Below are 22409 nucleotides of genomic sequence, written 5' to 3'. Positions count from 1 at the left end.
AATAAATTATTTTTTAATTTATCTTGTGAATAAATTTATTTTTTAAGAATTTTTTAAGATTCAATTCCTACTGTTTTAGTTGTAATTCAATAAAAGATAATCTGGAGTTCCGTTCCATGAATAGTATGAAGTATAGCTATAAACCAAATTACTTTTTCTTTGCTCATAAACTAGTTTTATTTTTAAAGGATTATCTGATTAAGCACCCAACGGAGCAGCAGACAACGTTTAACCTACAGACGATTTATGACATCTTTAGTCATGATCTTGCTTCAAGTACAACTAATCTTGAGGGTATCTTAAATATTGCAGATGAATACGTCTTTGAAACAGAAGATGGTTTACTTCCATTGATTAGTAAGCATTCTGTTAATCTCAAGAATCATGTACTTTCTTTGGAATTTTCACCGCAAGCTTTAACAAGCTTATTGTCAGGTCGCTCTTTAGTGAATCCTAAAGCAGCTTAGATTTTCTTTTAAGGTAGAGTGAACTCATATAAAATTCATAAAATTTATTTTTAAGAGTTATTTATGAGTAAAGACTTTAAGGCCTTAACTTATATTGCGGATGATAAGATAGCAGATACAGTGACTTGGCTCTTACACCATCAAGATGTTTTTGATTCTTTTAATTTTGATGTATTGAGCCAAGAGCTGTCTGTAACGCATGCAGCAGGAAAAGACATTATTCGGGTAGGGACATTTCTTAATGCCACTTACGGAATTTTAGTTACTTCTGTATAAATAAAAAAGCCCTGAAAAATCAGGGCTTTTTGTTCTACTGCATTAAGTTATGCACTCATTGCATTTACTGATAAGTCAGCAACTGTAGGTTTTGGTTTTTCTGCGGTTAAGCCTAGTTTATTAAACAACGCTTGGTCTTTACCTTCACCAGCATTTGGTGTGGTGAGTAATTTATCACCAGAGAATAATGAGTTTGCACCTGCCATAAATGCTAATGCTTGATCTGAATCACTTAATGACTCACGACCAGCAGATAAACGAATATAGCTATGCGGCATAATAATACGTGCAACGGCAATAGTACGGATCCACTCAATTACATCAAGCTTTTCAACATCTGCTAAAGGTGTTCCTTCAATTGGAACAAGCATATTAATTGGTACTGATTCAGGATGAATTGGCAAGGTAGCTAGTTCATGCAATAAACCAACACGGTCATCACGGCTTTCACCTAGACCTACAATACCGCCACTACAAACTTTCATACCAGCTTGGCGAACATAATCTAGGGTATTTAAACGATCATCAAAAGTACGTGTGCTAATGATGTGAGAGTAGTACTCACGAGATGTATCTAGGTTGTGATTGTAATAATCTAAACCAGCAACTTGTAGACGTTCTGCTTGAGATTGGTTAAGCATGCCTAAAGTCATGCATGTCTCTAAACCTAAAGCTTTTACTTCACGTACCATTTCTAATACATAAGGCATATCGCGCTCATGTGGGTTACGCCAAGCAGCACCCATACAAAAACGAGACGAACCTGAATCTTTTGCAGCTTTTGCTTCGCTAATCACTTTTTCTACAGCGATACGTTTTTCTGCTTCTAATTTTGATTCGTAATGTGCGGATTGTGAGCAGTATTTGCAATCTTCAGGACATTTACCCGTTTTAATAGATAAAAGGGTACTGACCTGAATCGAATTGGCAGTGAAGTGCTCACGATGTACTTGCTGAGCCTTGAAAACTAAATCCAAAAAAGGTTGTTCATATAAAGCTTGGATTTCTTCACGATTCCAATCATTACGTAGAGTCATTGTCATATCCATGATGATGGCATTAATTCACTACACATAATCATACAGAATTCGTATTAAAGCTATAGGGCAAAAAACATCATTTTTTTAATTTGATAGCTGAAGTTGATTAAGTTGCTGTTCAATTGCCCAATCAATATGCACATTGACGATTTCGTCATGTAAATTTTTGCCTTTGTGTAGCTGATCTACAATTTCTTTTGAATAAGGAGCATTTCCTAATCCGATAGCAATATTACGTTTAAATGATTGATAACCTGTCCGGCGGATAGGGCTACCTTCTGTATTGGCTAAAAAAGTGGCTTCATCCCACTGCCAGATATCCAGTAGACTAATATTGTCTAATCCATTTCTAGGATTGAAATCTCTAATGGACGCAGTTTTGGCAAAACTATTCCATGGACAAATTAATTGGCAGTCGTCACAACCAAAAATTCGATTACCAATACCCGCACGTAATTCTTCAGCAATAATTCCTTTGTATTCGATAGTTAAGTAAGCAATACATCGTCTTGCATCTAGCATATAAGGCTCGACAATTGCTTGCGTCGGGCAAATATCAATACAAGCGCTACAAGAACCACAATGTGCTGTTGCAGGTTCGTCGAAAGGTAAATCGAGTGACGTAAATAGCTCACCTAATACAAAAAAAGAACCCGACTTTTTATGAATGAGCAAAGTATGCTTACCTGTCCAACCCATTCCTGCACTTTCAGCTAATGATTTCTCAAAAATAGGAGCGGAATCTGCAAAAGGGCGAGATTCAAAATCGCCGACTTTCTCACGAATTCGTGTTGCTAAAGTTTTCAATCTGCCACGCATGACTTTATGGTAATCACGGCCACGTGCATAACGGGCGATAATCGCAGAGTTGGGTTCGAAAGGTACATATCGAGGTTTTGGAGATTCCACAAGATAGTTCATACGAACACAAATAATACTTCTTGTGCCCGGAACTAATAATGTAGGGTCGGCTCGTTTTTCTAGATTTTCTTCTAAATAGGTCATGTCTGCATGATAACCACGTTCTAGATATTCTAAAAAACGTGGCATTTGCTCTTGAGCATCTGGTTTTGCAATGACACAATCAGCAAAACCCAAGTCTAAGGCTTGAGCTTTGATCCATGCTTTTAATTCATGAGGATCAAGTTGTTGTACTGCAATGCGTGATGTGTCGGAAGATGTCATAAACCAAAATGCAAGAGGATAATAATATGCAGGCGGTAGTTTATCATAGCGATGATATTCGAGCATGGGAGCAGCGTTGGTTTGCTGCACAAAACTCCTCATTAGGTTTAATGCAACAAGCAGCTTGGTCAATCGCTCAGCAGTTCATCAAGCTTTTTAAAGATCGCAGTATTAATAATATTGCTGTTTGGTGCGGGCAAGGCAATAACGCAGGTGATGGCTACTTTATAGCAGGTTATCTAAAGCAAGCTGGATTTCACGTTGAAATATTTGCGGCTCAATTGGGTGAATCAAACGATTTACATTGTGCAGCACAATTTGCTATAGAAAAAAAAGTTCAAATTCATTCAGATTTTGATATTAAAAGAACATTCGATTGCCATATTGATGCTCTATTTGGCATAGGCTTAAATCGTGAATTAAATACTAATTGGCAACAAGCTATTCAACAATTTAATGAACAATCTGGTTTAAAAGTTTCGATTGATATACCAAGTGGTTTGCACGCAAATACAGGCTGTGCTTTACCTTTTGCAATACGAGCTGATCATACCTTTACTGTTTTAGGTCTTAAGGCAGGATTATTTACAGGTCAAGGTAAAGAATATGTGGGGCAAGTTCATTTAGTTAATTTAATTCCAATAGATGTAGAGCTGAAACCATTAGCTTATTTGACATCTACAAATATTAAGCTTCCTAAACGTTTGGCTTTTGGTCATAAAGGGAGCTATGGTCATGTCTTGGTGATTGGTGGGCATGAGCAAATGGGTGGCGCTGTTATTATGGCCGCTGAAGCTGCTTTTCATGCGGGGGCAGGTAAAGTGACTGTGATTTGTCATCGCAACCATCATCAAGCTATTTTGTCGCGGGCACCTAATATTATGCTCCGTGATATTAATGCTTTAGATGAAGAAAATATTAGAGAGATTTTATCTCAAGTTGATGCAGTATGTTTTGGAATGGGGCTAGGCCGTGACGATTGGGCAAAGCAAATTTATCAGCAATGGTTTAATTTGTTAAATCAAATTACACACCTAGAAACTGTTTTAGATGCAGATGCTTTATGGTTTCTTGCCAAGCAGCCTGAAAAATTGGGTCCACATGTTTATGCGACGCCTCATCCGGGAGAAGCTGCTACCTTACTTGGTTCCTCTACAGCGAAAATTGAAAATGACCGAATTGCTGCAATTTATGCTTTGCAACATAAATATGCGGGTCAGTGGGTACTTAAAGGAGCGGGTAGCTTAATTTTAGAGGATAACTTGTATATTTGTACCGAAGGTAATGCCGGTATGGGAACTGGTGGAATGGGTGATGTGTTAGCTGGAATGATTGCAAGTCTAAAAGCTCAGTTCCATAAAGCAATTGCATTACATGAGATTGTTACCCTTCATGCTCAAGCAGGTGATGAACTTGCAAAACAAGGTATGCGTGGTTTACAGGCTTATCAAATGAATGAAGCAATTACTCAAGTAGTGAACTAAGAAAGTTTTAACGTCTACGACTACTAGAGCGGCTTCGTCCACGCGCCATACCACCTAAGGCATTAAGGACAGAAAGTTTACTCATACTTCCCGATGCATGAGCATGGCAAATAGCGGCAGCAAGAGCATCAGCTGCATCGGATTGAGGTTTAATCGTCAAGTTAAGTAACCGCATGACCATCATTTGTACTTGTTCTTTGTCTGCTGCACCATAACCAACGACAGACTGTTTAATTTGACGGGCAGTATATTCTGCAACTTGTAAATCTAAATTAACTAATGCGGCTATGGCAGCACCACGAGCTTGTCCCAGTTTTAAAGCAGAGTCTGGGTTTTGAGCCATAAAGACCTGCTCAACCGCAGCTTCAGTTGGACCATGAAATTTCACAATTCGCTCAACGCCAGCAAAAATGCGTTTTAAGCGTTCTGGCATTTCTTGAGTTTCAGTTCGGATTGTACCAGCATCAACAAAACGTAGTTTACTACCATCTTTTTCAATGATTCCATAACCTGTTAAGCGTGAGCCTGGGTCAATACCAATAATCAATGCCATGTGAAGACTTATATAAATAGTTCAGTGAGTATTGTTACATAGCCAAAACGGTTATGCATGAGTAATTTAAAGAATGCTGTGATGAATGGTTACTTTTCGGTTTTTATTGAACCAAATTATATTTTCTAAAATCATTTGATGTAATTCTATTTTAATGGAATACTTATCTATAATTTTGGAATTAAAGTCTGTCGGCAGATGGAAGATATTAATATACGCATTGCGCAGCAAGTCCGTGAATTGCGTTTAGCCCGTGGATATACCTTAGATATTCTTGCAACTCGATGTCAGGTAAGTCGTTCTGCAATTTCGTTAATTGAACGAGGTGAGGCGAGTCCTACAGCTGTTGTCCTTGAAAAGCTGGCAAATGGTTTAGGTGTGCCTTTGACTCAGCTATTTGATGTCCCACAAAACAATCAATCACCTCAACCCCTAATTCGGCGTACTCAACAATCAGAATGGAAAGATCCCGAAACAGGTTATATTCGCCGTCAGATTTCACCACCAAATTGGAAATCTCCATTTCAAATCGTTGAAATCGAATTCCCACCTCAGTCACGAATTACGTATGAAATTAGTGAAACCTCCAAGGTGGTACAACAGCAACTCTGGGTAGTTGAAGGAGAAATTGATATTCAATTAGGTGATTCTTCTTATGCTTTAAGCACAGGGGATTGCTTGGCAATGCAACTCAACCAGCCCGTCATATACAGCAATAATTCATCTCAAGTCGCTCGCTATATTTTAGTCGTCTCTAATCAACTTGTTTCTGCCGTTAAGGAATCTTTATGACTTATTCCCTCAATTCTAATTTTCGTTTAATTGATTGTAATGAAACAGAATATTCTGGGGCCATATTAGATATTCTGAATGAGGCAATTATCAATTCAACCGCTCTATATGACTATTTACCGCGCTCTGAAGAATCGATGAAAAACTGGTTTTCAGTGAAACGAGAAAATGGTTTTCCAGTGATTGGTATTATTGATGAAACAAACAAGTTATTAGGTTTTGCGAGCTGGGGAACTTTCAGGGCTTTTCCTGCCTATAAATATACTGTTGAACATAGTATTTATATTCATCATGAGCATCGTGGTTGTGGGCTAAGCAAAATTTTAATGCAAGAGTTGATTAAGCGTGCTCAAGAGGCTGAGCTACATGTATTGATAGGCTGTATTGATGCGACCAATCAGGCAAGCATTGGTTTACATGAAAAAATGGGCTTTATCCATGCAGGTACTTTTAAACAAGTCGGGTTTAAGTTTGGACAATGGTTGGATGCTGCTTTTTATCAGTTAAATTTAAATACACCACAGCAGCCAGTTGATGGGTAAATCATAAAGCTCAATCTCAAGTTTAAGAAAATAGCCCAGTTTATGATGAAATAAAAACAGGGCTATAGAACCTAAATTATAAAACACCGAGTTGTTCTAATCCTTTATAAGCAATTTCTTTTCGAATAGAACTAGGAATTCCTTTTTTCATTTCTAAATTGAGTGAGAATGCCACAATTTCTCCTTGCGGTTGAACGACCCAGCCAGTTAACCAGCCAACTTGTGGTTCAACATCCCATCCCCAACCACTTTTAGCATAAATTTTACGTCCATTTTTTTCTTCTATGAACACCATTGATTGGACTTGTTCTTGTACATTTTTACTAAATGGAAGAGTTTTATTAGCTAATTCATAAGCAAATTGGGTTTCTTGCTCAGGAGTAATTTTAAGTGGGCCGACAAGCCAAAAATTATCTACTTTTGAACCAATGTCTGCATTACCGAAACCAATACGTTTTACCTCTTTAGACATAAGATCAAGTCCAATTCTTCGCGCTAGTTCTTGATAAACTGGAATAGCAGAAGCTTTCATTGCATCGCCTAAAGTCATGTCCTTTTCCCAATCAGGAAATAAACGCTTTTGCCCGTCCCATTTAAATACTTCAGTTGTCGTTGCTTTATGATGTTCAAGTCCAATTAAAGCATTTAGCATTTTAAAGGTAGAGGCGGGAACATATTCTGTTGATGCTCTTTTAATATCATTGCCATAAATTTCTTCGGTCTGCCTACGCTTAATCACTAAAACTCCCGTGGTCTGTGCCTGATCAAACAGAGATTTAATTTCTTCTGAATTTTTATTGGCAGAAATAGAATGTATTTGATGTTGTTTTACCGTGTTAGAAGAGCAGGCAGATAAAAAAAGAGTAGCTATTGCAACGACAAGGACTTTTTTATACATAGTTCTGACTAAGTTTAATTTGTGAAGTGTTATTAATTAATTTAACTTGAATAGAACTGACTTTAGATAGGTAAAATGTAAGCTCTTTAGGGAAGTTTACATGTCTGTGGAACTTTTAAAGTTCTCTATATGTATAGCGGAAATAAAGGAATACTCATAACTTTGCTAAGTAAATAAGACCTTCATTGACTAAATACGTCCTTTTCCGAAGAGTTTTTCGCTCAAATAAAGTAAAAAATTTAAAATCTGATTGAAGTGGCACTTGATAAACCTGATACAGCACTCATTAATAAGAAAGCATGTTTGTTTTTATCGAGTTAAAATCAAATGTACTCCAGTATTGCAGACTCTTATTGATCCGATGGTATTGTTAATTTTTAGAAATTAGACAAAACAATCAGAGTTAAGAGAAATGCTTAATCCTTATATGAAACTTAGATAGGGTTAGGTCAAATAAAACTGCAATGAATTTTCTTTTTGAGATAGATAAAGTTTTACATGAATTTACTTCTTATTGTAGTTCTGGGCGCGATTGTTGAAATTGCCGTATGGATTGGCGTAGCACAGTTCATCAGTGGATGGTACGTGTTCTTTTGGTTCATTATTGCTTTTTTTATTGGTTTGGGGCTTATTCGCAGAAGTACTGCTGGTATTATGCCTCAATTACAGCAAATGCAGATGACAGGCCAGCTAGGTAGTGACCCAACTGTAACTAAAAAACTTGCTTACGCTTTTGCAGGTTTCTTATTAATGTTGCCAGGTCTTGTATCTGATGTTTTGGCTGTATTAATTTTGATTCCTGGCGTTCAAACCGCATTCCGTAACATAGCGATGAGAACTCTTGCAAAACGCCAACAAGCCATGATGAATAAAATGATGGGTGGTATGGGCGGTAATGCTTCGGGACAAAATCCATTTGCTGATTTAATGCGTCAAATGCAAGATATGCAGAATCAGCAAGGTGTTGGTCAAGGCCAATACCATGATTCAAACGTCATTGATGGCGAAGCGCGAGATGTTACGCCAAACCACAAAACAATTGAGCATAAAAATAAAGATTAATAAGTGATTATGTTATGAAAAAGCTTAAACCTCATGGGTTTAAGCTTTTTTTATTTCTAAAATTATTATTGATTCTGAGAAACCGAAGTAGATGAATCACTATCGTCTATTTCTAATTTAGTTTCTTCTTGTGGTTTTGGCTGTGGTTGATATTTATTTGAAGATAGAGCGGTTTGCTTGTTTTCAGATTGTTGATAACCTCGACTTCGGTTTGCTCTTTCGCGAAAGCCACCTTTATTAATCAGCTGTGTATGAGACATGCATTTGCCTAAAATGTGAGATTATTCGCTTATTTTAGCAAATTTGGCAAAATATCAAAATAAGAAAAATAGTGCCAAAAAAATAATATTTAACTTATCTATCTGTATTTTAATAATATTTTTTAATTGACTCAATTGTTCATTCAGATTGAATTATCTTTTCATTTCACATAGGATAAATATAAAGGATGTATAAATTAAAAATGCAGCAAACCTATTAAAAAAACAACGGTTGAAATGAGGGAAGGAGGGTTACCTATGCTATATCAATACCATTGTGCGTGTTGCGACAAAGTTGTGGCATCAACTGATAAATCATGTCCATATTGTGGTTCGCAACATATTCGAAGCCCGTATGGTTTGTGGATGTTTTGTGTGATGGCTTGTCTAGCGGTTGTCGTTGTATTTAAAGTTGTCCATATTTATGTCCAGAATCATCAAGATACTCCGACGCAGTCAACATTACTTGATGTATTAAATCAGGATGATAAAACCACAAGACAATAAATTTTGATCAGAGCTACAAATGATATGGCATCAAGGATGGTTGCTAGAAGAATAAACCCTACATATTATGAAATTTGAACTGTAAAAAAAGCCCGCTCATTGGCGGGCTTTTTTATGACTTTATATTAAAGGCCAGCAGCATCTTTAAGAGCTTCAACTTTATCAGTTTTTTCCCATGTAAATGCAGTATCTGATCCTTCGCGACCAAAGTGGCCATAAGCCGCAGTTTGTTTATACATTGGCTGAATAAGATCCAGCATACGAGTAATACCAAACGGTCTTAAATCGAAATGATCACGTACAAGTTGAATAATCAACTCATCAGAAATTTTTGCTGTACCAAATGTATTAATTGAAATTGAAGTAGGTTCTGCTACACCAATTGCGTAACTCACCTGAATTTCACATTTATCAGCAAGACCAGCTGCTACAATATTTTTTGCAACATAACGGCCTGCATATGCAGCAGAACGGTCAACTTTAGATGGATCTTTACCAGAGAAAGCGCCACCGCCGTGACGAGCCATACCACCGTATGTATCAACAATAATTTTACGACCTGTTAAGCCACAATCGCCTACAGGGCCGCCAATAACGAACATACCTGTTGGATTAATGTGGAATTTAGTCGCAGCGTGGAACATTTCCGCAGGAATGATCGGCTTGATAATTTCTTCAATAACAGCTTCTTTAAGCTGGCTTTGAGTAATTTCAGGATCATGTTGAGTAGACAAAACAACTGCATCTAGACGTACAGGCTTGCCATTTTCATATGCAAAAGTAACTTGGCTTTTTGCATCTGGGCGTAACCATGGAAGTGTGCCTGAGCGACGAAGTTCAGCCTGACGTTCCATTAAACGGTGAGCATAAGAAATCGGAGCAGGCATTAAAACATCTGTTTCACGGCTTGCATAACCGAACATTAAACCTTGGTCACCGGCACCTTGGTCTTCAGGTTTTTGGCGATCTACACCTTGTGCAATCTCTGGTGATTGTTTACCAATCATATTGATTACAGCACATGTTGATCCATCAAAGCCAAGATCAGAGTGGTGGTATCCAATACCGTTAACAGTATTACGAACAACAGCTTCAACATCAATATTAGCAGTCGTTGTTACTTCACCAGCAAGTACAACAGCGCCTGTTTTTACCAGTGTTTCACATGCAACACGTGCGTATGGGTCTTCTTTTAAGATTGCATCCAAAATAGCGTCGCTAATTTGGTCGGCCATTTTATCGGGATGACCTTCGCTTACAGATTCCGAGGTAAAAACAGCGTACTCGCGCATGAAAGTCCTATCTTGGTTATTTCAAAAGACATAATATGTTACATCGACTTGAGCTTAAGGACCAGTTCATACTGACCAAAAAGCATGAATTTGTTTCATTTATACTGTGTTTTAATTGATAAGTGTATTAGTAAAATTGATATAAAGAATGTTTATTTAAAGTATTGGTATTTTAATAACAAGTTATTAGAGTACTTTTTAGACATATGAATTAACAAAAAGATTATGTCTTCTAAGTGGGATTTTAAAGAAAAGAAACATGATCGACCTAGATAGAAATTTCAAAATATTTTATCTATATATCAAAGTCTAATAGAAGTGCCTGTTCGTATAGGGGAGCAGTATTTAAGAAAATGAGTACTGTTTTGTATAACTTAAAGGTCCAAATGATTTTTGTGTAACCAAGAAACGGTTAAAAATAAAGAAATATACTATGTTGGGGTTTACCCTCAGCCTTTTTTTTAAGACAATATAGCGGCATTGAATTGTTATTCATCTTCTTCTTTTCATCAATCTATTAAAATTGGATTCTGATCTTATGACGACCCCTTTAAACGAACGTCGTATTGCAAATGCAATTCGTGTATTGGCAATGGATGCTGTGCAACAGGCAAACTCAGGGCATCCTGGTGCTCCAATGGGGATGGCAGATATTGCTGACGTCGTCTGGCGCGAGTTTTTAAATCACAACCCAACTAACCCACAATGGGCAAACCGCGACCGTTTCGTTTTATCAAACGGCCATGGTTCAATGTTGCAATATGCTTTGCTTCATTTAACAGGTTATGATCTTTCAATTGAAGATTTAAAACAGTTCCGTCAATTACATTCAAAAACTCCTGGTCACCCTGAATATGGTTATGCACCAGGTATCGAAACTACGACTGGTCCTTTAGGCCAAGGTATTGCAAACGCTGTTGGTTTTGCATTGGCAGAAAAGACTTTAGCTGCTCAGTTCAATAAAGATGATTTAAAAGTAGTTGATCACTTTACTTATTGTTTCTTGGGCGATGGCTGTTTAATGGAAGGTATTTCTCACGAAGTATGTTCTTTAGCAGGTACTTTACAGCTTGGTAAATTGATTGCTTATTATGATGACAATGGCATTTCAATTGATGGTGAAGTAGAAGGCTGGTTCAGCGATGATACAGAAGAGCGTTTTAAAGCCTATGGTTGGCAAGTTCTTCGTGTTGATGGGCATGATGCTGATGCGATTCGTCAAGCAACAATCGAAGCAAAAGCTGAAACTCAAAAACCAACAATCATTATGTGTAAAACGATTATTGGTTTAGGTTCGCCAAATAAGCAAGGTAAAGAAGATTGTCACGGTGCGCCATTAGGTAAAGATGAGATTACTTTAACTCGTGAAGCATTAGGCTGGAAAGAAGAAGCATTCGTTATTCCTGCTGATGTATATGCTGCATGGGATGCGAAAGCAAAAGGTACTGAATCTGAAGCAGCTTGGAATGCGGTATTTGCACAATATCAAGCAAAATATCCAACTGAAGCAGCTGAGTTACTTCGTCGTATTAGTGGTGACTTACCAGCAGAATTTGCAGCGCAAGCAGATGCATTCATTCGTGAAACAAATGCGAAAGGCGAAACCATCGCAACACGTAAAGCGAGCCAAAACACGTTACAAGCATTTGGTCCTTTATTGCCTGAATTACTAGGTGGTTCTGCTGACTTAGCTGGTTCTAACTTAACGCTTTGGAAAGGTTGCCAAGGCATTCAAGAAAACCCAGCTGGTAACTACGTATATTATGGCGTACGTGAGTTCGGTATGACTGCAATTGCGAATGGCGTTGCATTGCATGGTGGTTTTGTTCCTTACGTTGCAACATTCTTAATGTTTATGGAATATGCGCGTAATGCAGTACGTATGTCTGCATTGATGAAACAACGCGTAATTCATGTTTATACACACGACTCAATTGGTCTAGGTGAAGATGGTCCAACTCACCAACCAATCGAACAAATTGCTTCTTTACGTGGTACACCGAATCTAAATACATGGCGTCCTGCTGATACTGTAGAAACTGCTACTGCGTGGAAATCTGCTTTAGAGCGTAAAGATGGCCCTACAGCACTTATTTTCTCTCGTCAAAACTTACCATTCCAAGCACGTTCTGAAGAACAAATTCAGAATGTTGCAAAAGGTGGTTATGTTCTTGCTCAAGAAAAAGGCGAATTGAAAGCAATCATTATTGCCACTGGTTCTGAAATTTCTTTAGCAATGGAAGCTTATGCTCAACTTGACGGTGTGCGTGTAGTTTCTATGCCATGTGCAGAAGAGTTTATGAAACAAGACGCTGCATATCGTGAAGCTGTATTACCAGCTCATATCCGTGCACGTGTTGCAGTTGAAGCAGCTCATGTTGACTACTGGTGGAAGTTTGTTGGTCTTGATGGCAAAGTAATTGGTATGACAACTTATGGTGAATCTGCACCAGCAAAAGACTTGTTCCAATTCTTTGGTATTACAACTGAAGCTGTTGTTGCAGCGGTAAAAGAATTAACTGCTTAAATATTAAAGTAGTGTAAAAAGCGCTCCATGAGGAGCGCTTTTTTATATTTGAAAGCTTAAATATTAAGTTCGGTTTGAATATTGATTTGAGACGTCAGTAATTTATGGATAGGGCAGTTTTCAGCAACTTTTAATAAGCGCTTGTGTTGATCTTCCGTGAATTCACCTTTGAGTGTGATTTTGCGTTCAATATTATTTTGGCCTTTCTCTGGTTCACCATTCGGGTTTAATGCTAAGTCCACTTGAACATGATCAATCTTAATACCTTTAAGATTCGCATACATCTCTAATGTGATGGTAGTGCAAGCACCTAAAGCAGACAGTAAGATTTGAACTGGGTTTGGTGCAGTATCTTGCCCACCTTTATCAGTTGGTTCATCAGCAAACCATTGGTGACCTGAAGGATCGGTCAGAGTTACTCGATATGGAGTGGAAGTACTTTGTGCTTGAGCAGTGTTAGCCATGTTTTACCTTATTATTAATCAAAAATCGAAGTAAAAACGAATTAATTTAAGAGTCCAGACACGGTACGATAGTACCTATAGTTTATAATATTGTTTTTAAATAATAACTGTAACGCTTTTATTGTTGCATGGATGAAACATATCGTTTTATAAAGAATAGTGAATTAAATTACTTGATGTATACACTAACGACTATATCAATAAAGGATACGAAAAATGCATCTTAAAACATTAAGCTTCGGTTTGGCAGTAGCATTAGCTAGTTCAGTTACTTTAGCTGCACCAGTCGACTACAAAATTGATCCAACACATACAGCTACTGTTTTCTCTTGGAATCACTTTGGTTTTTCTACTCCAAGCGCTAACTTCTCGGACATCCAAGGTGTAATTAAAGTTGATAATGCTAAACCAGCAAACTCATCTGTTAATGTTACTATTCCTTTAAGCAGCGTAAATACAAACGTTCCTGCTTTGGATAAAGAGTTCCAAGAAGAAGCATGGTTTAATGCGGCTAAATATCCAAACATTACTTTTAAAAGTACTAGAGTTGAAACAAAAGACAAAAAACACTTTAAAATTACTGGTGACTTAACTGTTAAAGGTGTAACTAAGCCTGTTGTACTTGATGCTGTTTTAAATAAGCAAGGCGAACACCCAATGGCAAAAGTTCCAGCGATTGGTTTCAATGCTACAACTTCATTCAAGCGCTCTGATTTTGGTCTAGGAAACTATGTGCCGAATGTTGGTGATAAAATCACTGTAAACATTACAACTGAAGCAACTGTTGCTAATGCAGCTAAAAAATAAGTTATAAGTTTTCTAAAAAGCCCTCATCTTTGAGGGCTTTTTTATTTAGATTGGTTCTTTTTTATCTGGATCTATAAATACCAAAGGGACTGAAGGATCAATATTCCTTTTTTCAGATTTTTCTCTGAGAAATTGGTAAGTAGGAACCTTCATTTTTGCTTGATCACGCAATTTCTTTTTAATATAAAGAACAAGAGCAAAACATGTTGTTGCAACAGTGAGCATCATACCATTCATATAGCTCATGATTGAGCTTACATAGCCAATCGTCGTTAATCGGTGCATCATACGTTCAACTTGAGTACTACTTTCAATTCCAGTAATGGCCCAACTACATAAATGTTCGCAGTTGTTAATAATGAGATGATAGTGGTTTTCATGCATACGTGAACGCATCCGACGCACGACTGCTTTTCCTTTATAGCGTGGCGTGTCATAAGAGCGAACGTGAATTTTTTTGCCATGCGAGAATGCATCTATTGATGTGATCTCAATCGGACGCTTTTTGATGAAATGCGCTAAGCCAGAATAATGGATAACTCGACCTCTCCCAGCATATATACCATGATGGCTATAGCCGAGATGCTTTACGATGAGATGAGCCCCTAGAGGGTAGCGTTTATTCGATTGCTGCATGCTTACGCTGATCCAATAAAGTGTAAATGGCTTTTATTGAAAAGCTGCCAACCATTATAACCAATATCAGCAATGTAAGTGTATTGATTACGTCGAATGAATGAGTTTGGCTCATACCCAATCTATTTGTCTTTATTGTATATAATTTAAAGATTTCATATGAAGGAAAAATGTCATGCTTGGTGGTACTAAATGAAATGGTTGGTGTGGTGCTTAATGATATATGGTCTTTTGATTCAGTCTGTCTATGCCATAGAACATCAGCAAGTTAAAATGGCGGAAGGCGATCAATATGATGTGATTGCAATTAGCAATTTAAAACAGTTACGTCTTTTTCTTAAGAATTCCACTAATCAACAGTATTACAAAAGCTTTAATAATATTCAGAAAAATTTAAAGCAATGTGAGCGTCTTTCTTTTGCAATGAATGCAGGGATGTTTCATCCGGGATTTTCTCCAGTAGGGCTGTATGTTGAGCAAGCTAAAGTAATTCAGCCATTAAATGAAAATAAAGGATGGGGAAATTTCTTTTTACAGCCGAATGGTGTACTAGGTTGGAATAAAAATCAGGCCTTTATTTTAACAACGCAGCAATATAGTCGACGCGATTTCAACGTTGAATATGCGACACAATCTGGCCCAATGTTAGTTATTGATGGGAAGATCAACTCCCTTTTTTTACCAGACTCTCAGTCGAATAAAATTCGTAATGGTGTTGGTATTCGAAATAATAAGCTCTACTTTGTAATATCGAAAAATAGCTTGAGTTTCTATAGATTTGCTCAGTTCTTTCAAAGAAACCTTAAGGTAGAGCAGGCTTTATATCTCGATGGTTCTATTTCTAGTTTATATATTCAAAAAAACAAGCGTAATGATCAATTATTTGAAATGGGGCCAATAGTTGGTTCGGTTGATCAGACAGATTGCCAAATAAAGTGAAATATAAAAAAGCCAGTACAAGACTGGCTTTTTTATTAGTGAATAGATGGTTTTTGAGTGAGTTCATTTAACTCTTTTCGGCTATAACCACGGGAAATAAGAACTTTTTTTATTCCCTTAATGACATCTTCATCTGTTGCTAGTGCAAGTGCACTTAGAAGTTGTTCATTTGTTTTACATGAGCAGTCATTTTCAACACAAGCAGTTTGGTTTTTATGCTCGTTATGCTGTTGATCTGCTAAGAACAGCTTTTGCCAAAAACTCATAGAGCCTTCATATACAACCTAACATAGCTCGAAATATAGCCAATTTAAAATAAAATACAAGTCTCTATAAGTGATAAATCCACCAATTGAACTCAAGAATTTTCGATAGGAATGCTCGAGTTAAACGAAATTATGACGAATAGATGACTTGATATTTTTTGAAAATTTAAATACTTAGCTAATAAAGTGTTAAAAAATAAGGAGGTACAAAACCTCCTTATTTTAAACTTTACAATGAAAGATTTTGTTTAAATCTTCTCAAGTAATACACCTGACTCAACATGATGCGTATAAGGGAATTGATCGAACAATGCAAACTTAGTAATACGGTGAGTTAAACCTAATATTTTTAAGTTCTCATACAGTGTATCTGGGTTACATGAAATATAAATAATACGTTCAAAACCCTGTAATAATTTCAAAGTTTCATCATCAATTCCTGCACGTGGGGGATCAACAAATACGGTATCAAAATCATAACTTTGAATATCAATATTTGCTTCTTGTAGACGGCGGAATTCGCGCTCACCTTGATAGGCTTGGGTAAATTCTTCAGCTGAAAGACGGGCTACTTGAATATTATCAATCTGATTTTGTTCAATATTCCATTGAGCAGCATAAACAGAGGATTTTGCAAGTTCTGTTGCCAAAACGCGTTCAAACTTTAAAGAAAGCGGAAGAGTAAAGTTACCATTACCACAGTACAGCTCTAATAAGTGTTTTTTCGACCCTTCTGCTGCATCACATGCCCATTGCAGCATTTTTTTGCAAACCTGTGCATTTGGCTGAGTAAAGCTACTTTCAATTTGTTTGTATTTAAATGAACGGTTTAAAAGTTCGAATTCTTCAACGACGAAATCATCGCCAATAATAATTTTCTGGCCACGGCTGCGACCCATAATTTTAATGTCTAACTTCTCAGCAAGCTCTTTAGCTGCCTGTTCCCACTCTTGATCTAGTTTACGATGGTAAATTAAGGTAACTAACATTTCGCCGCTAAGTGTAGCGAGGAAATCAGCTTCAAATATACGGCTAGAAAGCTTGGGTTCCGCTTTGAGTTCTTCCAAAAGTTTTGGCATTAAATTATTAATGCTTTGGTCTGCAATAGGAAACTCATCAATGCGCACAACTGTTTTTTGCTTGTCATCATCGTTACGTTCAAACATGGCATAGAACATATCATTTTCTGTATGCCAGATACGAAACTCAGCACGCATACGGAAATGTTGTTCAGGTGACTCAAACACTTCTAATGTAGGTGGAGTAAATTCAGAAAATTGGGCAGTAATGCGGTCAATTTTAGTTTGAAGTTGTTGATGATAAGAAGAGGTCATAGACAAAGAAAATTTAGACAGAATCAAATAGTGAATGGTATCAAAAAAAACGGGGTTACAGGAGCCAATTTTAGCTAGATATCAATAAGCAAGACTAACGTTAAAATTAAGGATGTTTCAAAACGCGATTAATAAAATCTGCTTTTATTGTTCTATATTGATCATGGTCTAAATGGCTACACTCTAATTTTAATTGGTTATATTCGTTGACTAGAGCTGGAGAATCCATAAGCTTATTTCTAAATGTTAAGAAAAATGTGAATACTGAATCCGTTACTACAATTTGAAATGCCACATCATCGTTATTGAGTGATTCGAGCATACAAAGCTCATCTGTCCTTAGTGTATTTTGCTTCTCTATAAAATTAAGTGTTTTTAACTGAGCTATTGCGAATTCAAATTGATCAGGTTTAACTTCAACATAAATATCTAGATCACCTTTTGAAATTGCATTAGGTATTGCAGATGAACCAATGTGCTCAATTTTGGCAAAGGATAGAAGTGTGGAAATATCTTTTTTATACGCATTAAAAAGTTGAGCGCATCTTTGTTGATATTGTTCTGGTTCTAAAAAGACCATTATGAAAATCTCAATTTGATAAAATTTATATATTTAAGAATAGATTACTTTATTAAATAAAAAAGCCCAAATACTGAGATTTGGGCTTTTTTAGAAAAATGATGGATTAATCAGTCATTGTCATTAAGCTTGCGTTACCACCAGCTGCAGCTGTATTCACACTAATCGCACGCTCAATCACTAAACGTTCAAGTGGAATATTTTCATTTGGCTCAACGTGCGTAATACCAACAATTGCACCAGAACGTTTAGCAACTTCTTGCTGTAATGAGAAGATTTCTTCACGGTTACCATGATGTAAAATTGCATCAAAATCATCTGATGTAATATTTTTAACCGTAGTAATTGCTGCAAGTACATCTTTTGGCAAAGTTTGTTTGTATTTTGCCAATAATGGACTATTTGGCATTACTGCTGCTTGGCTACCCACTGCAAAAATTGCGAGCAACTGATGCAATTGATTTTGTTCAGTGTCTGCAATTGAAAGCACACGATGGCGCGGCAAAATAATATATTGGTTACTTTCCCCAGTAGGGCCTTGTAACTCATAGAATTTACCCACACCAAATGGTTCAATCTCACGATTTGCTTGCGGTAAATGCTGTTTCGCCCAATTTTGTAAGCTCTGATAAACCTCACGGTTAAAGCCTTCAAAAGCAGTTTGCTCATTCTTCATGGCAAATGGTGTTGCCAATACTTTGTTTGAACAGTGCTGCATTAAGCGGTACATATAAAGTGGACCACCAGCTTTTGGACCTGTACCAGATAGACCTTCACCACCGAATGGTTGCACACCAACAACTGCACCGACAATATTACGGTTGATATAGAGGTTACCAACTTCAGCATGTTGAATAACAGTCTGAATGGTTTCATCAATACGGGTATGTAGACCCATTGTTAAACCATAACCTTTGGCATTAATACGCGAGATGAGTTGTTCGAGTTCACCATACTTATAGGTAATGATGTGTAAAACTGGACCAAACACTTCACGTTGCAAATCATCAAGATTAGGTAACTCAATTGCCGTTGGTACAACAAAAGTTCCTTTATCTAATTCATTCTGGCTTGTTGCACCGAACATCAACTGATGTACAGGGTAGCCTTTAGACTTCATTTTCTGGATGTGCTGGTCAATCGTCTGCTTTGCTTCGTCATCAATAACAGGACCAATGTCAGTTTTTAAAATTGCAGGGTTACCTACGATCAACTGTTGCATTGCACCTTTAAGCATTTTAATAACGCTTGCAGCACTGTCTTCTTGCACACATAAAATACGTAAAGCCGAGCAACGTTGACCCGCGCTATCAAAAGCAGAACTTACAACATCAAGTACGACTTGTTCAGTTAATGCTGATGAATCCACAATCATTGCATTTTGACCGCCAGTCTCTGCAATGAGAGGAATAGATTGACCATTATCAGATAAACGTTTCGCAACAGTTTTCTGTAAAATTTTGGCAACTTCAGTCGAGCCAGTAAACATGATGCCATCGATACGACTATCTTGGCTAAGCTGAGCACCCACTGTTTCACCACGGCCAGGAAGTAGCTGTACAGCACCATGTGGAATACCTGCTTCCCATAAAATCTGAACGGCTTGAGCTGCGATTAATGGCGTTTGTTCAGCAGGTTTAGCAATAACGCAGTTACCACTCATTAATGCGGCAGCAATTTGACCAGAGAAAATTGCAAGAGGGAAGTTCCATGGGCTAATACAAAGTACTGTACCTAAAGGTTCAATCACTGTATTTGTAGGAAGATTCTCGACTTGAGTTGCGTAGTAACGTAAGAAATCTACAGCTTCACGAACTTCTGCGATTGCATTGGCATAGGTTTTACCGCTTTCACGGCAAAGCAAAACCATCAATTCTTGAATGCGGCTTTCCATGAGGTCTGCTGCACGTTTTAAATATTGAGCACGTTGTTCTTTAGACGTATTTGACCATTCAGATTGAGTTTGTTCAGCCGCATTCAATGCAATTTCAACATGCTTAAGATCAGCTTCTTGCACATGCCCAACAATTTCATCATTTTGTGCTGGGTTTGTAATTGCAACAGAATGACCTTGCTCTAATGAATCGTTATTTGCCAATAATGGATGACTTTGCCAAATACGATTACGGAGCTGTTGAGCTGTGCTATCTAAAGCTTCAAGTGGAGCATCATTTGCTAAATCATAGCCTTTAGAGTTTTTACGGAGTGATCCGTACATATCTAAAGGTAATGGAATTGATGGGTGTTTTAAACCAACTGAACCTTCAAGCTTAGCAGCATGACGAATGTCGTAAATTGGAGACTGGATAAGATCTTCAACTTTAAGTGTTTTATCGGCAATACGGTTAACGAATGAAGTATTCGCGCCATTTTCAAGTAAACGACGAACTAAATAAGCTAACAATGTTTCATGGTTACCAACAGGAGCATAAATACGGCATGGCACGCCTAATTTATTTTGCTCGCGTGGACCAACAACTTGTTCATAAAGCGGTTCACCCATGCCATGTAAGCATTGGAATTCATATTGACCCGCATAATATTTGCTTGGATCAGCTAACTGATAGATCGTTGCCAATGTTTGAGCATTATGAGTTGCAAATTGAGGATAGATGAACTCTGGCGCAGCAAGTAATTTTTTAGCACAAGCGATATAAGATAAATCTGTATGTACTTTACGCGTGAAGACAGGGTAGTCATCCATACCTTCGATTTGCGCTTTCTTAATTTCGCTATCCCAATACGCACCTTTCACAAGGCGGATCATGAGACGTTTTTGGCTGCGTTTAGCAAGGTCGATAATATAATCAACCACGAAGAAGCAGCGTTTTTGATAAGCCTGAATAACGAAGCCAATGCCTTTCCAGTTTGCAAGTTCTGGCTCGAAACAAAGACGTTCAAGTAACTCAAGCGAAATTTCTAAACGTTCTGATTCTTCTGCATCAATATTTAAACCAATATTGTAATTTTTAGCTAAAAGAGCGAGTTCAAATACTTTGCCGTAGAGTTCTTGATGAACACGTTCAATTTGTGCACGTTGATAGCGAGGGTGTAAAGCAGAAAGCTTGATTGAAATACCCGGGCCATCATAAACGCCTTTACCATTCGATGCTTTACCAATTGCATGAATGGCTTGCGTATAATCGTTAAAGTAACGTTCAGCATCATGTTCGGTTAATGCTGCTTCACCCAACATGTCGTACGAATAGCGAAAACCTTTGTCTTCGAGTACTTTCGCATGGTCTACAGCTTCTTCAATGGTTTCACCAGTTACAAACTGCTCACCCATCATACGCATTGCAACGTCAACAGCTTTGCGAATAATGCCACGCCCACTGCGTGCCAAAAGGCCAGTAAGTACACTTGAAAGACTAGTTTGCTTTGGAGTTTCCATAAGCTTACCAGTTAACATGAGGCCCCATGCCGCAGCATTTACAAACATTAAGCTGCTTTGGCCAACGTGTTCTTTCCAGTTACCTTGATTGATCTTATCTCGAATAAGCAAATCACGTGTTGCTGAGTCTGGAATACGAAGCAAAGCTTCAGCAAGACACATGAGTGCCACGCCTTCTTGTGAAGAAAGAGAGAATTCTTGTAATAACCCTTGAACAATACCTGCTTTACCCGAAGAGGTTTTACGTTCACGTAAATTATTAGCAAGATTAAAAGCAAGGTCATAAATTTTATGATCTAAATCATCAGATACCGCAGCAGCTTGTAATAGCTCTTCTACAGCTTCTGGTTCAGCACGTCTCCAAGCTGTATTGATGCGTTGTTCAAACTCACTTTTATCGTTGAATTCGGTGATATAGCCTTGGTGAGATTTATCCATTTGATGAAAAGTATCCATTGTGTTCATATCTGTTTCCGCCAACCGACTCTCGTACAAAGATCTTGAATAGAGAGGTTTAGATAATTTATCATTACAGAAGAAACACCGAATAACTCACTATATTTAGCCCATTTTTTAGAGGAAAATTCAGATGAATGGCCCGATACTAAGCCTTGATCGCACTGATTTAAAAATTTTGGATATTCTTCAAACAGATGGGCGTATTTCTAACAGTAAATTAGCCGAACTTGTGAATTTATCTCCAACTGCTGTGATGGCCCGAGTTCAAAAGCTGACAAAAGATGATTTCATTTTGGGTTATGAAGCAAAATTAAATCCAGTCAAATTAAATGCAAATTTTTTGGTGTTTGTTGAAGTATTACTAGATAAAACCACACCTAATGTTTTAGATGAGTTTATTGATGCCGTGGTTCACTATCCGGAAATTGTTGAATGTCATATGGTGAGTGGAGGATTTGATTTTTTAATTAAATTACGAAGTGGCAGTATGGAAGAATTTAGACGTATTGCGGGTCAGGTGCTATGGCAGTTACCGGGCGTGAAAGAAACTCGCAGTTATCCAGTAATGCAGGTAGTGAAAGATACTTCAAAAATTAAAATTAAAACCAAAAATAAATAAAGGGGCTAAAGCCCCTTTATTTATTT

At 37.4% G+C, this 22409-nt stretch carries 23 protein-coding genes; 11 read left to right on the top strand and 12 right to left on the bottom strand.

What is annotated here, in order from left to right; translation table 11 throughout:
• The first annotated feature begins 116 nt into the window (after positions 1-116).
• Positions 117-467, top strand: coding sequence for a hypothetical protein (locus K6I41_RS10650; protein WP_004792817.1), 351 nt, complete (start codon positions 117-119; stop codon positions 465-467).
• A 63-nt stretch (positions 468-530) separates the two neighbouring features.
• Positions 531-743, top strand: coding sequence for a hypothetical protein (locus tag K6I41_RS10645; RefSeq protein ID WP_005304605.1), 213 nt, complete (start codon positions 531-533; stop codon positions 741-743).
• A 47-nt stretch (positions 744-790) separates the two neighbouring features.
• Here K6I41_RS10645 and bioB read toward each other — a convergent pair whose 3' ends face one another.
• Both bioB and queG read right to left on the bottom strand, forming a co-directional pair.
• Positions 791-1780, bottom strand: coding sequence for a biotin synthase BioB (gene bioB / locus K6I41_RS10640; protein WP_004792815.1), 990 nt, complete (start codon positions 1778-1780; stop codon positions 791-793).
• Between the two features lie 87 nt (positions 1781-1867).
• Positions 1868-2968, bottom strand: a complete 1101-nt coding sequence (gene queG / locus K6I41_RS10635) for a tRNA epoxyqueuosine(34) reductase QueG (protein ID WP_250375779.1) — start codon at positions 2966-2968, stop codon at positions 1868-1870.
• 26 nt (positions 2969-2994) lie between these two features.
• Here queG and K6I41_RS10630 point away from each other — a divergent pair, with 26 nt between their 5' ends.
• Positions 2995-4452: an NAD(P)H-hydrate dehydratase gene (locus K6I41_RS10630; protein WP_151823108.1), complete on the top strand. Its 1458-nt coding sequence runs from the start codon at positions 2995-2997 to the stop codon at positions 4450-4452.
• Between the two features lie 7 nt (positions 4453-4459).
• Here the strand turns inward: K6I41_RS10630 and ruvC are convergent, their stop codons facing one another.
• A complete protein-coding gene (ruvC, locus tag K6I41_RS10625) occupies positions 4460-5005 on the bottom strand; it encodes a crossover junction endodeoxyribonuclease RuvC (protein ID WP_002121356.1) in 546 nt (181 codons plus the stop codon).
• A 198-nt stretch (positions 5006-5203) separates the two neighbouring features.
• Here ruvC and K6I41_RS10620 point away from each other — a divergent pair, with 198 nt between their 5' ends.
• On the top strand, positions 5204-5797 hold the full coding sequence (locus K6I41_RS10620; RefSeq protein WP_005304615.1) for a helix-turn-helix domain-containing protein: 594 nt from the start codon (positions 5204-5206) through the stop codon (positions 5795-5797).
• Entirely contained in the window at positions 5794-6339 is a 546-nt protein-coding gene (locus tag K6I41_RS10615; protein WP_151987937.1) for a GNAT family N-acetyltransferase, read from the top strand. Before K6I41_RS10620 ends, K6I41_RS10615 begins: the two co-directional genes overlap by 4 nt.
• 76 nt (positions 6340-6415) lie before the next feature.
• Here the strand turns inward: K6I41_RS10615 and blaOXA are convergent, their stop codons facing one another.
• Positions 6416-7237 (bottom strand): OXA-213 family carbapenem-hydrolyzing class D beta-lactamase, encoded by an 822-nt coding sequence (gene blaOXA, locus K6I41_RS10610; protein WP_250374260.1) that lies wholly within the window; start codon positions 7235-7237, stop codon positions 6416-6418.
• A gap of 498 nt (positions 7238-7735) precedes the next feature.
• On the opposite strand from blaOXA, the gene K6I41_RS10605 reads away from it, so the two are divergent.
• Positions 7736-8299, top strand: coding sequence for an FxsA family protein (locus tag K6I41_RS10605; protein WP_250374259.1), 564 nt, complete (start codon positions 7736-7738; stop codon positions 8297-8299).
• Positions 8300-8364: 65 nt separating this feature from the next.
• On the opposite strand, the gene K6I41_RS10600 is transcribed toward K6I41_RS10605, so the two are convergent.
• Positions 8365-8559, bottom strand: a complete 195-nt coding sequence (locus tag K6I41_RS10600; protein WP_005304619.1) for a hypothetical protein — start codon at positions 8557-8559, stop codon at positions 8365-8367.
• 258 nt (positions 8560-8817) lie between these two features.
• On the opposite strand from K6I41_RS10600, the gene K6I41_RS10595 reads away from it, so the two are divergent.
• On the top strand, positions 8818-9066 hold the full coding sequence (locus K6I41_RS10595; RefSeq protein ID WP_005304620.1) for a hypothetical protein: 249 nt from the start codon (positions 8818-8820) through the stop codon (positions 9064-9066).
• A 125-nt stretch (positions 9067-9191) separates the two neighbouring features.
• Here K6I41_RS10595 and metK read toward each other — a convergent pair whose 3' ends face one another.
• Complete coding sequence (gene metK, locus K6I41_RS10590; protein ID WP_250374258.1) at positions 9192-10358, bottom strand: methionine adenosyltransferase; 1167 nt, start codon at positions 10356-10358, stop codon at positions 9192-9194.
• 538 nt (positions 10359-10896) lie between these two features.
• Between metK and tkt the strand changes: the two genes are divergently transcribed.
• Positions 10897-12885 carry a transketolase gene (tkt, locus tag K6I41_RS10585; protein WP_174745205.1) on the top strand — a complete coding sequence of 663 codons (1989 nt, stop codon included), beginning with the start codon at positions 10897-10899 and terminating at the stop codon, positions 12883-12885.
• A gap of 56 nt (positions 12886-12941) precedes the next feature.
• On the opposite strand, the gene K6I41_RS10580 is transcribed toward tkt, so the two are convergent.
• A complete protein-coding gene (locus K6I41_RS10580; protein ID WP_107880108.1) occupies positions 12942-13349 on the bottom strand; it encodes an OsmC family protein in 408 nt (135 codons plus the stop codon).
• Positions 13350-13565: 216 nt separating this feature from the next.
• Here K6I41_RS10580 and K6I41_RS10575 point away from each other — a divergent pair, with 216 nt between their 5' ends.
• A complete protein-coding gene (locus K6I41_RS10575; RefSeq protein ID WP_192835956.1) occupies positions 13566-14156 on the top strand; it encodes a YceI family protein in 591 nt (196 codons plus the stop codon).
• Positions 14157-14201: 45 nt separating this feature from the next.
• On the opposite strand, the gene K6I41_RS10570 is transcribed toward K6I41_RS10575, so the two are convergent.
• On the bottom strand, positions 14202-14792 hold the full coding sequence (locus tag K6I41_RS10570; RefSeq protein ID WP_013198108.1) for a lecithin retinol acyltransferase family protein: 591 nt from the start codon (positions 14790-14792) through the stop codon (positions 14202-14204).
• Between the two features lie 192 nt (positions 14793-14984).
• Between K6I41_RS10570 and K6I41_RS10565 the strand changes: the two genes are divergently transcribed.
• Entirely contained in the window at positions 14985-15731 is a 747-nt protein-coding gene (locus K6I41_RS10565; RefSeq protein WP_250374257.1) for a phosphodiester glycosidase family protein, read from the top strand.
• A 35-nt stretch (positions 15732-15766) separates the two neighbouring features.
• On the opposite strand, the gene K6I41_RS10560 is transcribed toward K6I41_RS10565, so the two are convergent.
• The 4 genes from K6I41_RS10560 to putA all read right to left on the bottom strand — a co-directional run bounded on the left by K6I41_RS10560 (position 15767) and on the right by putA (position 21770).
• Positions 15767-15997 (bottom strand): hypothetical protein, encoded by a 231-nt coding sequence (locus tag K6I41_RS10560; protein ID WP_003651412.1) that lies wholly within the window; start codon positions 15995-15997, stop codon positions 15767-15769.
• 248 nt (positions 15998-16245) lie between these two features.
• Positions 16246-17331 (bottom strand): tRNA (uridine(54)-C5)-methyltransferase TrmA, encoded by a 1086-nt coding sequence (gene trmA, locus K6I41_RS10555; RefSeq protein WP_250374256.1) that lies wholly within the window; start codon positions 17329-17331, stop codon positions 16246-16248.
• A gap of 106 nt (positions 17332-17437) precedes the next feature.
• Complete coding sequence (locus K6I41_RS10550; protein WP_250374255.1) at positions 17438-17911, bottom strand: GrpB family protein; 474 nt, start codon at positions 17909-17911, stop codon at positions 17438-17440.
• A 106-nt stretch (positions 17912-18017) separates the two neighbouring features.
• On the bottom strand, positions 18018-21770 hold the full coding sequence (putA, locus tag K6I41_RS10545; protein WP_250374254.1) for a trifunctional transcriptional regulator/proline dehydrogenase/L-glutamate gamma-semialdehyde dehydrogenase: 3753 nt from the start codon (positions 21768-21770) through the stop codon (positions 18018-18020).
• A gap of 124 nt (positions 21771-21894) precedes the next feature.
• Here putA and K6I41_RS10540 point away from each other — a divergent pair, with 124 nt between their 5' ends.
• A complete protein-coding gene (locus K6I41_RS10540; RefSeq protein WP_005304655.1) occupies positions 21895-22383 on the top strand; it encodes an Lrp/AsnC ligand binding domain-containing protein in 489 nt (162 codons plus the stop codon).
• Positions 22384-22409 lie beyond the last annotated feature (26 nt).

Source organism: Acinetobacter sp. AS23, from assembly GCF_023612055.1.
Classification (GTDB): Bacteria; Pseudomonadota; Gammaproteobacteria; order Pseudomonadales; family Moraxellaceae; genus Acinetobacter; species Acinetobacter oleivorans.
Note: the sequence above shows the minus strand (reverse complement) of the source record. Positions and strands in the feature narration are given on the sequence as shown.